Here is a 12,605-nt window from a genome sequence, read left to right as displayed (position 1 = left end):
TTTTCCACAGTATGCACCCGGGTGCATACCGGCCCCGTTGCCTAAACGGCGGCAGGGCGGTGCCGAAACAAACCGGCCGTCGCGTTGTATAGGCCCCTGCCATGACCTATGCTTTGACTGCTCGCTCCACCAGGGGATGCCTCACGACATGAGTGTCGAAACGCCTGCTGCCGCCACGCGCGCGCTGAAGAATATTGCGATTTTCTGCGGGTCTAACACCGGGCTGGGCGACGCGTTCAAGGACGCCGCTGCGCAGCTGGGCGCCACGCTGGCGCGCCGGGGCATCGGCATCGTCTATGGTGGCACGCACAAGGGCCTGATGGGCATCCTGGCCGACGCCGCCCTGGCGGAAGGCGGACGAGTCCACGGCGTCATCACCCGCCGCCTGTTCGAAAAGGACCATCTGCACCCCACGCTCAGCCTGCATGAGATCGTGGACGGCATGCGGGCGCGCAAAGAACGGATGCTGACCCTGGCCGATGCCTGCATCGCCCTGCCGGGCGGCATCGGCACCACCGAGGAGTTCATGGAGGCCTGGACCCTGAACCAGCTGGGCGACATCGACAAGCCGGTGGGCCTGCTGAACGTCGGCGGCTATTTCGACGCATTCATGGCCTTTGTCGACACCATGATCGCCCAGCGCTTCCTGCCGCCCGAGCATCGCGCCGGCATCGCCCTGGACCCGGATGCCGATGGCCTGATCGACCAGCTGCAGGTATTCCAAAAGCCCACCGTGGCCAAGTGGCTGTAGGCCTCGACCGGGACCCCGGCGCCTGACGGGATCAGCGGGAGCTGATCCACAGACTCTTGGTCTCCAGATGCTCATCCAGGTGGGCACGGCCATATTCGCGGCCATAGCCGCTGGCCTTCATGCCGCCCGAGGGCATGGCTGGATCGATGGCGTTGTAGCAGTTGACCCAGACCGATCCGGCGCGCAGGCGCCGGCCCAGGCGATGGGCCCGGCCCACGTCGCGCGTCCACACCCCCGCACCCAGGCCGAAGGGGGTGGCGTTGGCCCGGGTGACGACCTCATCCTCGGTGGTGAAGGGCAGGGTGGCCAGGATGGGGCCGAAAATCTCCTCCCGCACCGCGCGCATGTCGTCGCGCGCGTCCACCAGCACGGTGGGCGGGAAGAAGAAGCCCTGGTCATAGCCGGCGCCGCCCAGTCGGGCCCCGCCGCTGATGGCCGTGGCGCCGGCGGTCCGGGCGTCGTCCATATGCCCGCAGACGCGGGCCAGCTGGCGGGCGCTGACCAGGGGGCCCAGATCAGTGTCCGGATTCATGCCGTCGCCGATGCGCAAGGTCTGGGCGATCCGCGCCACCCGCTCGGCGAACTCCCGATGCACGGACTGCTCCACGAACAGGCGGGTGCCGGCGCTGCACACCTGCCCGGAATTGGCGAAGGCGGCGATGACGGCGGCGCGGGCGGCCGCGTCCAGGTCGGCGTCGGCGAAGACGATGTTGGGCGACTTGCCGCCCAGCTCCAGCGACAGCTTCGTCAGGTTGGCGCCCGCGGCGGCGGCGATGGCGCGCCCGGTGGTGTCCGATCCGGTGAAGGCCAGTTTGTCGATGCCCGGATGGGCCGCCAGGGCGGCGCCCGCCTCAGCTCCAAAGCCGGTGACGACGTTGAAGACGCCGGGCGGCACGCCGGCCTCCTCCACCAGGCGCGCCAGCATCAGCGGCGCCAGCGAGGCGTCCTCCGCCGGCTTCAACACCAGGGTGCAGCCGGTGGCCAGCACGGGCCCGAGCTTGAGGACGGAGGCCCACAGCGGCCCGTTCCATGGGATGATGGCGCCGCAGACGCCCACGGGCTCCCGCAGGGTGCAGGCGAACATGTCCCGGTCGGACGGCTGCGCCGTCAGCCCTTCGATCCCCCGCGCCATGCCGGCGTAATAGCGCAGCAGATCGACCAGCAGGGCCACGCTACCGCGCGTGTGCCGGATGGGCGATCCCATTTCCAGGGTGTCGATGCGGGCGAAATCTTCCGCGTCCCGTTCCAGCAGGTCCGCCAGGCGCAGCAGCAGGCGCTGCCGGTCGGCGGGGGAGAAGCGGGGCCAGGCCCCATCCTCGAACGCCGTGCGGGCGGCGGTGATGGCGGCGTCGACTTCCCGCGCCGTGCCGCGCGCGACGGTGGCCAGCACCTGGCCGTTGGCGGGGTTGCGCGTCTCGAAGACCGCGTCCGTCGCCTGCCAGCGGCCGCCGATGAACAGGGCCTTGGGCTGGCCGTCCAGGAAAGGGTGCGCGGGGGAGGGGGCGCTCATGCGCGGGGCCGGAAGCTGATGGCTTGCGCCCCTTCCCACAGGACCTTGCGGCCCAGGGCCGGCAGCTGCTGCTGGCCCTCGATGATGGTCAGGAAGTGGTTGCCGGCCAGCGGGCCCAGCTTGCTGGCGAAGGCGACGCCGCCGTAGGCCAGCAGGATCTCGGTTTCGCTGTAGCCGCCGGGATAGAAGATGAACTGCCCGGGGGCGGGATGGCGGGTGGCGTTCTCCCACGGCAGGTCATAGGGCGTGTCGCCCATGGGGATCCAGCAGCCCTCGCCGCTCCACCGCACGTGGATCAGCTTCTCGTCATAGGGCTGCATGGCCAGGAAGCGGGCGCAGGTGACGGGCGCCAGCTCTTCCTCCAACCGGGCGGTGAAGCGAAAGCCGCCGGCGGTGATGTCGATCAGGGTCATGGGAACTTTCCTAGGGCTTGGGGTCAGCGGGCGGCGGCCAGGCGGGCAAAGCCCCGCTCCAGGTCGGCGATCAGATCCTCCGGGTCCTCCAGGCCGACATGCAGGCGCAGCGAGGGGCCCGGCGCCTCCCACGTTACGGCGGAGCGCAGGTCGGACGGGTAGGTCGGCACCACCAGGCTTTCATACCCGCCCCAGCTGTAGCCCAGCTTGAACAGGTCCATATGGTCCAGCATGGCGGCGAACTGCGCGTCGGTGCAGGCATTCAGCACCACGCCGAACAGGCCCGACGCGCCGTCGTAGTCGCGCTTCCAGATGGCATGGCCGGGGTCGTCGGGCAGGGCTGGGTACATCACCCGCGCCACCTCCGGGCGCTGCTGCAGCCACAGGGCCACGCGCAGGGCCGATTCCTGGTGCCGCTTCATGCGCAGCGCCAGGGTGCGCAGGCCGCGCAGGGCCATGTAGACGTCGTCCGGCCCGCCGCAGTAGCCGGAGCCCGAGGCCGTCTTCTTCACCGGGATGAAGGCTTCCTCCGTACAGACGGCGATGCCCAGCATCAGGTCGGAATGGCCAGAGATGTACTTGGTGGCGGCGTTGACCGAGACGTCGACGCCATGTTCCAGCGGCCGGAAGCACACGGGCGAGGCCCAGGTGTTGTCCATGATGGTCTTGATGCCCCGCGCCCGGCACAGCTTGGTGATGGCCGGCACGTCCGTCATCTCGAAGGTCAGCGAGCCGGGGGACTCCAGATAGACGACCTTGGTGTTGGGCTGGAACAGCGCCTCGATCCCGGCGCCGATGGTGGGGCGGTAATAGGTGATCTCCACGCCGAATTTGCGCAGGAAATCCTCACAAAAGGCGCGCGCGGGGCCGTACAGGCTGTCCACGATCAGCAGGTGGTCGCCCGCCGACAGGAAGGCGGTGAGCGAAGCGCAGATGGCCCCCAGCCCGCAGGAAGTGGTGACGGCGCGGTAGCCGCCCTCCAGCAGGGTTACGGCGTCCTCGAAGGCGCGGGTCGTCTCCGTCCCCTCACGGCCGTAGGTGAAGCCGACATAGGCGCCCGACGCCCGGTCCTTGCGGGTTTCCAGCAGCGCTTCCACGCTGTCGAACAGGACGGTGGAGCAATGGTAGACAGGTGGATTCACGACGCCGTGATTGGCCTTCGGGTCACGGCCCGCGTGCAGGATCTGTGTTTCGCGCCGAAAGCCGCTCAAATCGCTCATGTCTCAAGCTCTCCTTAAATCACCATGCCCTACACGACCATGACTTAAACGACCATACCGGCATCGACCACGATGTCCTGGCCCGTCATCATCCGCCCGCCCGGGCCCAGCAGATGCAGCATGGCGGCGGCGACGTCATCCTCGCCCACCAGCCGCCCCAGCGCCGTGCCGGCGGTGAAGCGCTTCAACGGCGCGTCCTCGGGCTCGCCATTGGCTGCCGCCGACTGGCGGAACAGGCGGCGCAACCGTTCGCCGTCCACGCCGCCGGGCGAGATCATGTTGATCGTGACGCCATGCGGTGCCGCGTCCAGCGCGGCGGACCTCACCAGCCCGCGCAGCGCCCATTTCGAGGCGGCGTAGACGGAGAAGCCGGCCACCCCCTTGTGGCCATAAGTGCCGCCGATGACGATGACCTTGCCGCCGCCGCGCGCCACCATGCCGGGCAGGGTGGCCGTCAGGCTGTTCAACACGCCCAGCACATTGGTGTCGAAGCAGTGACGGTAGGTGTCGGCGGAATTGGTCCAGATGGGTGCGCGGGGGGAACTGACCCCCGCGGCACAGACGGTGATGTCCAGCGGGCCCAAGCGCGCTTCGGCCTCGGCGGCGGCGGCCTTCATCGCCTGTTCGTCGGTGACGTCGGCGCTGAGCGCGCACACCGGGCCGCCGCGGGCCTGCAGGTGATCGAAGGCACTGGCTCCCGCTTGCGGGTCCCGGCCGATTACGGCGACGGCGCAGCCGGCATCCGCCAGGGTGCGCGCCAGCATCAGGCCCAGCCCTCGCGTTCCCCCCGTCACCAGTGCCGCTTTGCCCGCCAGTGCGCCCGTCAGTGCCCGTTCCATGGTTCGACCCAACATCCCTTTGTTCCATAGAATCACTAATGCGCCGGCCGGGTCGGGAAAAAGTGATCATTTGGCCACGGCGTCTGTAGAAAAAAGCACCGCCCCGGCCTGTTGCGTTGCCGTAATCATCAACAGGACCGCCCGCCAGACCCGGCCGGCGGCGTCACAAGGCCGTTTGGCGGGTAGGGTAACATGCAGCACGACGTTCTGATCGTCGGCGCGGGGCACGGCGGTGCCCAGGTGGCCGTCACGCTGCGCCAGCGGGGTTACACCGGCGGCATCGCCCTGATCGGGGATGAGCCGGAGCTGCCCTACGAACGCCCGCCCTTGACCAAGGACTACCTGTCCGGCGCCAAGCCGTTCGAGCGCATCCTGATCCGCCCCGCTGCCTTTTGGCAGGCGCGCGGCGTCACCCTGCTGCCGGGGCGTCGGGTGGTGGCGGTGGACGCGGCGGCCCATACCGTGACCACGGCCGGGGGCGAGGTCTTCGGCTATGGCCAGTTGGTCTGGGCGGCCGGCGGCCGAGCCCGGCGCCTGGCTTGCTCGGGTGGCGATCTGGCCGGCGTGCACACCGTGCGTACCCGCGCCGACGCTGATGCCCTGCGGGCGGAACTGCCGGCAGTGGAGCGGGTGGTGGTGATCGGCGGCGGCTATGTCGGGCTGGAGGCGGCGGCGGTGCTGCGCGCGGCTGGCAAGCCCGTCGTCCTGCTGGAACAGGCGGACCGCGTGCTGGGCCGCGTGGCAGGGGAAGCACTGTCCCGCTTCTATGAGGATGAACACCGCGCGCAGGGCGTGGACCTGCGCCTGGGCGCCCAGGTGCAGGATATCGTCGGGGACGGGCGGCGGGTAACCGGCGTGCGGCTGGCGGATGGCGCCCTGATCCCGGCGCAGATGGTGGTGGTGGGCATCGGCATCACGCCGGCGGTGGAGCCTTTGCTGGCGGCGGGGGCCGAAGGCGGCGACGGTGTCGTGGTCGACGCGTTCTGCCGTACCTCGCTGCCCGATATCCGCGCCATCGGCGATTGCGCCCTGCACGCCAACGCCTATGCCGCCGGCCGGCGCATCCGCCTGGAATCGGTGCAGAACGCCAACGACATGGCGATCACCGTGGCCAAGGCACTGACCGGGGCGGCGGAGCCCTATCACGCGGTGCCGTGGTTCTGGTCCAACCAATATGACCTGAAGCTGCAGACCGTGGGCCTGTCGGCCGGCCATGACGCAGCGGTCCTGCGGGGCGACCCGGCGGCGCGCAGCTTTTCCATCGTCTATTTCCGCGCCGGCCGGGTGGTGGCGCTGGATTGCGTCAACGCCATCCGCGACTACACCCAGGGCCGCGCCCTGGTGGAGGGTGGTGCCCGCTGTGACCCGGCCGCCGTGGCCGACGTTAGCGTTCCGCTGAAGGACCTGGCCGCCGCCGCGTGACCGGTTTCGTTTCTTGCCTGGTCTTGCCTGGCTTCATTTTCCTGGGGGATAGGGACACCCATGCCGATCATCACCGTTGTCAGCCGGGACGGCACCGGCCGCGCCGTCGAGATGGACACGGGCACGACCTTGATGGAGGGCTTGCGCGACCACGGCTTCGATGAGGTGCTGGCCATGTGCGGCGGCTGCTGTTCCTGCGCCACCTGTCACGTCTATGTCGAGCCGGCATCGACGGCGACGGAAGAGGAGGACGAGTTGCTGGCCCTGTCCGCGCATCGCCGCGACACGTCGCGGCTGTCCTGCCAGATCACGCTGACGCCGGACCACGACGGTCTGCGGGTGGAGATTCCACCGGAGGATTGACTGGTATTTCGCGGGCCAAGCCAACTATTGCGCCTGCGGGATACTGCAACAGTGATCATTCGGCCACGGCGCCGTCAGGAAAAAGCACCGCATTGCCTTGCCGCGTTGCCGTAATCATCATCGCAACGGGCCGTCCGTCCTAAGCACTGGGCCGCCTGACGGGGTGGGCTCAAAGAATAGTCTCGGAGGTTGAAATGAGCAGAAGCGAACGCAGCGCGGACGATATTGCCGCCGCGAGCGCCATTTCCCTGGCTGAATTACCTTTAATCGATTTCGCGCCGTTCCTGTCGGGTGATGCGGCCGCGCGCTGCCGGGTGGCCGCCGAGATCGCGCACGCCTGTGAGGAGATCGGCTTCTTCTACCTGGCGGGTCACGGGGTGCCGCAGGCGACGGTGGACGGCATCTTTGGCCAGGCTGACGCCTTCTTCTCCCGCGACAAGGCGGACCGCCGGACAGCCATGGCGACGCCGGACTGGTATCGCGGCTGGATTCCCGCGCCGGAGGCCCAGCCGCTGTCGCGCAACACCCGCATGTTCGAGCAATATCGCCTGCAGCACGAATGGCCGGCCAACCCGCGCGACATGCGGCACGCCGATATCTTCGACAAGCCCAACCGCTGGCCCGACGACATGCCGGCCTTCAAGCAGGCCAGCGAGGACTACCTGGCCGCCATGCTGACCTTTTCCCGCGAGCTGCTGCGCGCCTTCGCCCTGGGCCTGGGCGTGGCGGAGGACCGTTTCGACGATTGCTTCCACCAGCCGGCCTCGCAGCTGAGCATGAACTATTACCCCCCGCTGCCCGTGGATGCCCAGGATGAGGTGTCCAACATGGTGGCCCACACGGACGAAGGGCCGTTCACCGTCCTGGCGCAGCAGGACATCGGCGGGCTGGAGGTGAAGCGCCGCGACGGCGTGTGGATCCAGGCGCCGCCCGTGCGCGGCGCCTTCACCATCAATGTCGGCGACATGATGATGTGGTGGTCCAACGGCCGCTTCCTGTCCAACTATCACCGCGTGCGCAACCGCGACGGCGCCCGCCGCTTCTCCGTGCCCTACTTCGCCAACCCCGACCGCGATGTCGTCGTGGCCCCGCTGCCCGAGCTGCTGGCGGGTGCCGAGCCGAAGTACAAGCCCGTACGCGTCGCCGACCATCTGGCCCGCTTCTATTCCACGCTGTCCAAGAATCCCCATGACATCTACAACTGACCGCGGCCCGTCCACGCCCAGGGGCGCGCGTATCGGCGCCGACATCGGCGGCACCTTCACCGACATCGTGCTGGAGGTGGGCGACCGCCGGCATTCCACCAAGCTGCTGACCACCTACGACGCGCCGGAGCGGGCCTTGCTGGACGGCGTGCGCCTGCTGCTGGACGAGGCGGGCGTGGCGCCGGCCGAGGTGTCGCTGGTGGTGCACGGCACCACGCTGGCGACCAACGCCCTGATCGAACGGCGGGGCGTGCCCACCGCCCTGCTGACCACCGAGGGTTTCCGCGACGTCCTGGCCCTGGGCAGCGAAAGCCGCTTCGACCAGTACGACATCGGCATGGAAAAGCCCCAGCCCCTGGTGCCGCGCCGGCTGCGCGTCGGCGTGGCGGAGCGTATGGACGCGCGCGGCCAGGTGCTGGTGCCGCTGGACGGCGATGCGGTGCGCGCCGCGGCGGCCCAGTGGCGGGAGCAGGGCATCCGCAGCGTGGCCATCGCCTTCCTGCACAGCTACGCCAACGATAGCCATGAGCGTCGGGCGGCGGAGATCCTGGCGGCGGAGATGCCGGGCGTCAGCCTGTCGCTGTCGTCGGAGGTCTCGCCCGAGATGCGGGAGTATGAGCGCTTTTCCACCACCGTCGCCAACGCCTACGTCCAGCCGCTGGTCGACGCCTACCTGCATCGCCTGGATGACAAGCTGAAGGCCATGGGCTTCAGCTGCCCGCTGTACCTGATGCTGTCATCCGGCGGCCTCACCACCGTGGACGCTGCCGCCCGCTATCCCGTGCGGCTGGTGGAAAGCGGCCCCGCGGGCGGCGCCATCTTCGCGGCGTCGGTGGCGGCGGAGCGGGGCGTGGGGCAGGTGGTGGCCCTGGACGTCGGCGGCACCACCGCCAAGATCTGCCTGATCAACGACGGCACGCCCCAAACCTCGCAGGTGTTCGAGGTCGGCCGCGCCCACCGTTTCCGCAAGGGCAGCGGCCTGCCGCTGCGCATCCCGGTGGTGGAGATGGTGGAGATCGGCGCTGGCGGCGGCTCCATCGCCTCGGTCGACAACGCCGGCCGCCTGGCGGTGGGCCCGCACAGCGCCGGTTCCGAGCCCGGACCGGCCGCCTATGGCCGGGGCGGCACCCGCCCCACCGTGACGGACGCCGACATCACCCTGGGCCGCATCGACCCCTCGCGCTTCGCCGGCGGCAAGGTCACGCTGAACGCCGGCGCCTCCCACGACGCCCTGGCGGCCTTGGGCATCTGGGACGGCAAGGCCGAGACGCTGGCCATCGGCGTCAGCGAGATCGTGGACGAAACCATGGCCAGTGCGGCCCGTGTCCACGCCGTGGAACAGGGCATGACCCTGGATGACCGCAGCCTGATCGCCTTCGGGGGTGCGGCTCCCGTGCATGCCGCGCGCTTCGCCGAGAAGCTGGGCATCCGTGAGGTCATCATCCCGTCGGGTGCCGGTGTCGGCTCCGCCATCGGCTTCCTGCGGGCGCCGGTGTCCTATGAGATGGCGCGCAGCCTGACCCTGCGGCTGGACCAGCTGGACCTCGACCGGCTCAACAGCCTGCTGGACGGCATGACGGCCGAGGCGCGGGCCCTGGTGGAGGCGGGTGCCCCGGGTGCGGCCCAGGTGGAACGGCGCACCTGCCTGGCTCGCTACAAGGACCAGGGCTATGAGATCCCGTTCGAGATCCCGGCCCGCACGCTGGTGCCCGAGGATGTGGACCTGCTGCGTTCGGCGTTTGAGACGGCCTACCGCACCCAGTACGGCGGCGTGACCCTGGACCTGCCCATCGAGGCGCTGACCTGGCGGGTGACCGTAGGATCGCCGGCCTGGAAGCCTAAAGATATGGCGATGGTGACGGCCACCCGCGACGTGGAGGTCACGGAGCGGCGGCCGGTGATTGACCCCGACAGCGGCGTCGCGCTGTCCTTCGCCCTGGTGCGGCGCGAGGCCATGCGGCCGGGCGACCGGATCCAGGGGCCGGCCCTGATCACCGAGCGTGAGACCACCACGGTGGTTTCGCCCCGTTTCGATGCCTGGATGGACGCCAATGGCTATCTCATCCTGACCCGGCGTGAGGAAGGTTAACCGCCATGACGGCAGCGTTGAATGAACTGCGCACCCAGGTGATCTGGACCCGCCTGATCTCCATCGTGGAGGAACAGGCCCAGACCCTGATGCGCACGGCCTTTTCCACCACGGTGCGCGATGCCGGCGACCTGTCGGCCGCCCTGTTCGACCTGCAGGGCCGGTTGATCGCGGAGGCCGTGACCGGCACCCCCGGCCATGTGAACTCCATGGCGGCCGGCGTGCGGCATTTCCTGGCCAAGTTCCCCGTGCCGACGATGGCGGAGGGGGATCACTTCATCACCAACGACCCCTGGCTGACGGCCGGCCATCTGCATGACGTCACCGTGCTGTCGCCCGCCTTCCATCAGGGTCGCATCGTCGGGCTGTTCGGCGTCTGCTGCCACCAGGTGGACATCGGTGGCCTGGGCCAGGGGCCGGACGGCCGGTCGGTCTTCGAGGAAGGCCTGCAGATCCCGCTGATGAAGCTGGCCAGCCGGGGCGTGCTGAACCAGGACCTGCTGGACATCCTGTGCCTGAACGTGCGCACGCCGCTGCAGGTGCGGGGCGACGTGCTGTCCTATATCTCCAGCAACGAATCAGCGGCACGGCGGCTCAGCGCCATGCTGGCGGAATTCCGGCTGGAGGATCTGGCCGGTGTCGCCGACTATATCGTCGACCGCTCGCTGGCCGCCACGCGGGCGGAGATCGCCAAGCTGCCCCAGGGCAGTTGGACCAGCAGCCTGACCATCGACGGCTATGACCATCCCATCACCCTGCGCGCCCGCCTGACCATCGAGGGTGAGCGCATCCTGGTGGATTATGATGGCACCGACGCCTGCGTGCCGCGCGGCATCAACGTGGTGCTCAATTACTGCCGTGCCTACACCATCTTCGGCCTGCGCTGCGTCATCTCGCCGGAGGTGCCGAACAATTACGGCGCCCTGCTGCCGTTCGAGGTGGTGGCGCCGGAGGGTAGCATCGTCAATGTCCAGCGGCCCTGGCCGGTGGCCGCCCGCCATGTCATCGGCCAGATGCTGCCCGACCTCGTGTTCGGCTGCCTGTCTCAGGCCATCCCGGACCGGGTGCCGGCGGAGGGCAGCTCCTGTCTGTGGAGCGTGCAGCTACGCGGCCGCCAGCCGGCGGGGGAGCCCCAGGCCGGTGACAGCTTCGACGCCATCTTCTTCAACAGCGGCGGTTCGGGCGCGCGTCCCCACCAGGACGGCCTGTCCGGCACCGCCTTCCCCAGCGGCGTGCGCGCCATGCCGGTGGAGATCACCGAGAACAGCGCCCCCATCGTTATCTGGCGCAAGGAATTGCTGACGGACAGCGGCGGCATCGGCGAACGGCGCGGCGGCCTGGGCCAGCGGGTGGAGGTGGCGATGCGCGACGGCAGCGCCTTCGAGGTGCTGGCCATGTTCGAGCGTGTGGACCATCCCGCCCAGGGCCGGGACGGCGGCGGTGACGGTTCGCAAGGGTCGGTGCGTCTGGCGTCAGGCAAGGCGATGCGGGCCAAGGGCCTTCAGCAAATTCCGGCAGGTGATCGGCTGATTCTGGACATTCCCGGCGGCGCCGGCCTGGGGGCGGCCACATCGCGCGCCGCGGACCTGGTGGCGCGCGATGTGGAGGAGGGCTTCGTCTCCGCCGAAGCGGCCGCCCGCCTTTACGGAAGCGGCGTCGGCTGACCCTCGAAGGGCATCTGCTCCTCCTCAGGGTAATAGTCGCCCAGCGTGGGCAGCGACCGGCAGTCGTTGAGTTCCCGGGCCATCTGCTCGGCGAACTTGGCGGCGGCCAGGGGCAGGGGGCGCCCCTTCAACTGGCCCAGGACCAGCGGCCCATAGGTACGGTCCAGGTCGCTGATGCGGCGCACGGCATAGCGCGGGTCGTTGCGCCACAGGTCGGCGCCGATGTCGATCTGGAAGGCGATCAGGTTGGACACCGCCACCAGGTCGCCCAGCAGGTCGAAGCTGTTGGACTCCACGCCGATGGACAGCTTGGCCGAACTGGCCGCCAGGCGGTTCTCGATGATCTCACGCCCGCCGAACGATGACTCCGGCATGGCGGTCTCATACTCCGCGCACTCGCGCAGTCGCAGGATGTCCTTGGCCGCCAGCGGATGGTCGGCGCTCATGATGGCGACCAGACCCTGGCCGATCGACATGATCGGGTGCAGCTCGGGATGACGTAGCGGGCGGAAAATCAGCACCAGGTCGATATCGAATGCGGTCAGCTGGCGCATGGCCGTCGAATGGTCGGTGACCGTGATCTTGAAGCGCACGTTGGGGTGTTTCTTGCGGAAGGCGGCGACCTGGCGCAGCACGAAGCCGCGCGCCACCGCCTGGCTGCAAGCCAGCCTGATCTCGCCGCGCTGCAGGCCGGACAGTTCCTCGATCTCCGAATAGACGCGCCGCAGGTCCGCCGACTGCGAGCGGATCCAGCGGATCAGCACCTCACCGGCCGCCGTCAGGCGGACGCCGGAGGAATGACGTTCGAAGATGGGGGCGCCCAGGTCGTGCTCCACATCCTGGATGCGCCGCAGCAAGGCGGAGGGGGTGACGTTCAGCCGTTCCGCCGCCTGGCGGACCGATCCGATGCGGGCGACCTCGTTTATGTAGATCCAAATTCGCTGATTACGCAGAGCCATGACGGATCCCTGTTCGTTTTTGGCTACGCCCCACCCCAGCTTTAGCACAACTGTGGCAACGGCTTATCTTTAATGTCAACGGGGTGGGTGCTGACCATCCGACCTTACATTCCAGATTGATCTAAATCTGACCAAATATCCATAGTTGCCTGAAGCAATATAGAGGAATG

At 68.8% G+C, this 12,605-nt stretch carries 11 protein-coding genes; 6 read left to right on the top strand and 5 right to left on the bottom strand.

All coding sequences use genetic code 11. The features are described from left to right. The first annotated feature begins 148 nt into the window (after window positions 1-148). The gene (locus P5F91_RS03795; RefSeq protein ID WP_277906554.1) at window positions 149-751 is read left to right on the top strand and encodes an LOG family protein; all 603 of its coding nucleotides are present in this window, start codon (window positions 149-151) and stop codon (window positions 749-751) included. 31 nt (window positions 752-782) lie between these two features. Here the strand turns inward: P5F91_RS03795 and P5F91_RS03790 are convergent, their stop codons facing one another. The 4 genes from P5F91_RS03790 to P5F91_RS03775 are packed head-to-tail and all read right to left on the bottom strand — an operon-like array spanning window position 783 to window position 4,748. Next, window positions 783-2,261 (bottom strand): aldehyde dehydrogenase family protein, encoded by a 1,479-nt coding sequence (locus tag P5F91_RS03790; RefSeq protein ID WP_277906553.1) that lies wholly within the window; start codon window positions 2,259-2,261, stop codon window positions 783-785. Further along, a complete protein-coding gene (locus P5F91_RS03785) occupies window positions 2,258-2,674 on the bottom strand; it encodes a DUF3830 family protein (protein ID WP_277906552.1) in 417 nt (138 codons plus the stop codon). Before P5F91_RS03785 ends, P5F91_RS03790 begins: the two co-directional genes overlap by 4 nt. Window positions 2,675-2,697: 23 nt before the next feature. Continuing rightward, entirely contained in the window at window positions 2,698-3,894 is a 1,197-nt protein-coding gene (metC, locus tag P5F91_RS03780; protein WP_145612191.1) for a cystathionine beta-lyase, read from the bottom strand. Window positions 3,895-3,938: 44 nt separating this feature from the next. Then, window positions 3,939-4,748: an SDR family NAD(P)-dependent oxidoreductase gene (locus P5F91_RS03775; protein WP_277906551.1), complete on the bottom strand. Its 810-nt coding sequence runs from the start codon at window positions 4,746-4,748 to the stop codon at window positions 3,939-3,941. A 177-nt stretch (window positions 4,749-4,925) separates the two neighbouring features. Between P5F91_RS03775 and P5F91_RS03770 the strand changes: the two genes are divergently transcribed. The 5 genes from P5F91_RS03770 to P5F91_RS03750 all read left to right on the top strand — a co-directional run bounded on the left by P5F91_RS03770 (window position 4,926) and on the right by P5F91_RS03750 (window position 11,476). Further along, entirely contained in the window at window positions 4,926-6,155 is a 1,230-nt protein-coding gene (locus tag P5F91_RS03770) for an NAD(P)/FAD-dependent oxidoreductase (protein ID WP_277906550.1), read from the top strand. Between the two features lie 60 nt (window positions 6,156-6,215). Further along, window positions 6,216-6,518, top strand: coding sequence for a 2Fe-2S iron-sulfur cluster-binding protein (locus tag P5F91_RS03765; protein ID WP_145612188.1), 303 nt, complete (start codon window positions 6,216-6,218; stop codon window positions 6,516-6,518). Between the two features lie 194 nt (window positions 6,519-6,712). After that, the gene (locus tag P5F91_RS03760; RefSeq protein WP_277906549.1) at window positions 6,713-7,723 is read left to right on the top strand and encodes an isopenicillin N synthase family dioxygenase; all 1,011 of its coding nucleotides are present in this window, start codon (window positions 6,713-6,715) and stop codon (window positions 7,721-7,723) included. Further along, window positions 7,707-9,812 (top strand): hydantoinase/oxoprolinase family protein, encoded by a 2,106-nt coding sequence (locus P5F91_RS03755; protein ID WP_277906548.1) that lies wholly within the window; start codon window positions 7,707-7,709, stop codon window positions 9,810-9,812. The genes P5F91_RS03760 and P5F91_RS03755 overlap by 17 nt, the downstream gene beginning before the upstream one ends. A gap of 5 nt (window positions 9,813-9,817) precedes the next feature. Then, on the top strand, window positions 9,818-11,476 hold the full coding sequence (locus P5F91_RS03750; protein ID WP_277906547.1) for a hydantoinase B/oxoprolinase family protein: 1,659 nt from the start codon (window positions 9,818-9,820) through the stop codon (window positions 11,474-11,476). Here the strand turns inward: P5F91_RS03750 and P5F91_RS03745 are convergent. Next, window positions 11,455-12,435: a LysR family transcriptional regulator gene (locus P5F91_RS03745; protein ID WP_145612184.1), complete on the bottom strand. Its 981-nt coding sequence runs from the start codon at window positions 12,433-12,435 to the stop codon at window positions 11,455-11,457. The two genes, P5F91_RS03750 and P5F91_RS03745, sit on opposite strands and share 22 nt — an antisense overlap. Between the last annotated feature and the right edge of the window lie 170 nt (window positions 12,436-12,605).

This window comes from Nitrospirillum amazonense (assembly GCF_029594735.1).
GTDB lineage: Bacteria > Pseudomonadota > Alphaproteobacteria > Azospirillales > Azospirillaceae > Nitrospirillum > Nitrospirillum amazonense.
Note: the sequence above shows the minus strand (reverse complement) of the source record. Positions and strands in the feature narration are given on the sequence as shown.

Bases quoted from the DNA above. Each gene is read 5' to 3' on its own strand.
- P5F91_RS03795 (WP_277906554.1), top strand. From the start codon at position 149: ATGAGTGTCGAAACGCCTGCTGCCGCCACGCGCGCGCTGAAGAATATT.
- P5F91_RS03790 (WP_277906553.1), bottom strand. From the start codon at position 2,261: ATGAGCGCCCCCTCCCCCGCGCACCCTTTCCTGGACGGCCAGCCCAAG.
- metC (WP_145612191.1), bottom strand. From the start codon at position 3,894: ATGAGCGATTTGAGCGGCTTTCGGCGCGAAACACAGATCCTGCACGCG.
- P5F91_RS03755 (WP_277906548.1), top strand. From the start codon at position 7,707: ATGACATCTACAACTGACCGCGGCCCGTCCACGCCCAGGGGCGCGCGT.
- P5F91_RS03785 (WP_277906552.1), bottom strand. From the start codon at position 2,674: ATGACCCTGATCGACATCACCGCCGGCGGCTTTCGCTTCACCGCCCGG.
- P5F91_RS03750 (WP_277906547.1), top strand. From the start codon at position 9,818: ATGACGGCAGCGTTGAATGAACTGCGCACCCAGGTGATCTGGACCCGC.
- P5F91_RS03760 (WP_277906549.1), top strand. From the start codon at position 6,713: ATGAGCAGAAGCGAACGCAGCGCGGACGATATTGCCGCCGCGAGCGCC.
- P5F91_RS03765 (WP_145612188.1), top strand. From the start codon at position 6,216: ATGCCGATCATCACCGTTGTCAGCCGGGACGGCACCGGCCGCGCCGTC.
- P5F91_RS03745 (WP_145612184.1), bottom strand. From the start codon at position 12,435: ATGGCTCTGCGTAATCAGCGAATTTGGATCTACATAAACGAGGTCGCC.
- P5F91_RS03770 (WP_277906550.1), top strand. From the start codon at position 4,926: ATGCAGCACGACGTTCTGATCGTCGGCGCGGGGCACGGCGGTGCCCAG.
- P5F91_RS03775 (WP_277906551.1), bottom strand. From the start codon at position 4,748: ATGTTGGGTCGAACCATGGAACGGGCACTGACGGGCGCACTGGCGGGC.